1 protein-coding gene is annotated in these 1,246 nt (G+C 66.4%); it reads right to left on the bottom strand.

What is annotated here, in order from left to right:
• A partial coding sequence (locus tag ACYQ1K_RS27875) for a cytochrome P450 (RefSeq protein ID WP_459986887.1) occupies window positions 1-1,231 on the bottom strand: 1,231 nt, incomplete at its 3' end.
• Between the last annotated feature and the right edge of the window lie 15 nt (window positions 1,232-1,246).

The raw sequence follows: 1,246 nt of genomic DNA, 5'->3' as shown, positions 1-1,246 counted from the left end.
AGGTGTGGAAGACGACGGGCATCGTGCTCCAGCCGTTGCGGATGACGTGGACGACTGGTGTGGCGTCGCCTGCCAGCTCGACCCGGGTGTATCGGTCGAGCAGTGCGTTCAGGAGCATGGGCCCTTCGAGGCGGACCAGCCGAGATCCTGCGCACACGTGGGCGCCGGCTCCGAAGGTCAGGTGCTGGGCGCTTTCCTTGCGGGTGACGTCGTACCGGTCGGGGTCGGGGAAGACGTCCTCGTCGCGGTTGGCCGCCATGTACATGCAGTAGACCCGCTGCCCGGCGCGGATCTGCTGGCCGTTGATCTCGACGTCCTTGGTCGCGGTCCGGCCGAAGGCACGGGCCGGAGTGACGTAGCGCAGTGTCTCCTCGATGGCCAGCGGGACCAATGACCGGTCGTTGCGCAACAGCTCCCACTGCTCGGGGTGTTGTGCCAGGTGGTAGACCATCCCGGCCAGGAGGGCGCGAGTGGTGTCGCTGCCGGCTGCCATGGCGGTCATCGCGAACATGACCACGTTGGCCTCGGACACGCCCTTGCCGTCGAGCTCGGCGTTGAGGAGCACGGTCAGCAGGTCCTCGTCCTCCGGCTGCTGGTTCTGCTTGCGGATCTCGAGGTTCTCGATGATGTAGGCCTGCAGGCTCTGGAATTCGTGTGCGGCGGCCTCGAGCTCTTCGAAGGTGATGTCGCCGCCGAGCTTCTCGAGCTCATCGCTCCAGAACTGCACGCGGTCGGCGTCGGTGTCGGGCAGCCCGATGAGCTTTGTGGCTGCCTTGATCGGCACCAGGCTGGCGTAGTGGATCCAGTCGACGCTCTGGCCGGGGGTGATCTCGTCGAGCAGCGACTCGATGTCGGCGGCCAGTGCATCGGTCATCTTCATCATGGCGCGGGGCGAGAATGCGGGTGCGATGACGCGTCGCAGTTCGGTCTGGCGCGGCGGGTCGGTGGTGCCGACCTGCTCGCCGCCCTTGGGGAAGAAGCTGTCGGTGACGGTCGAGTCGCCGGCTTGTGCTGCGTACTTCCAGTCGTTGAGGAAGATGCCGCGCGAGCTCACCAGGCTCGGGCTGCTCAGGGCGGCGCGGATGTCGGCCACGCGGGTGAGCACGAAGCAGTCCAGTGGCTCGTAGTAGTAGAACGGCTCCTCCGCGCGCATGCGCGCGAAGGTGGGCCATGGGTTGCCCATGTAGAAGTGCGGGTCCTCGATGGGGACCTCAGCGGTGACTGACGTCATTGCATGACCTCCAGA

The organism is Nocardioides sp. AN3 (assembly GCF_054653495.1).
Note: the sequence above shows the minus strand (reverse complement) of the source record. Positions and strands in the feature narration are given on the sequence as shown.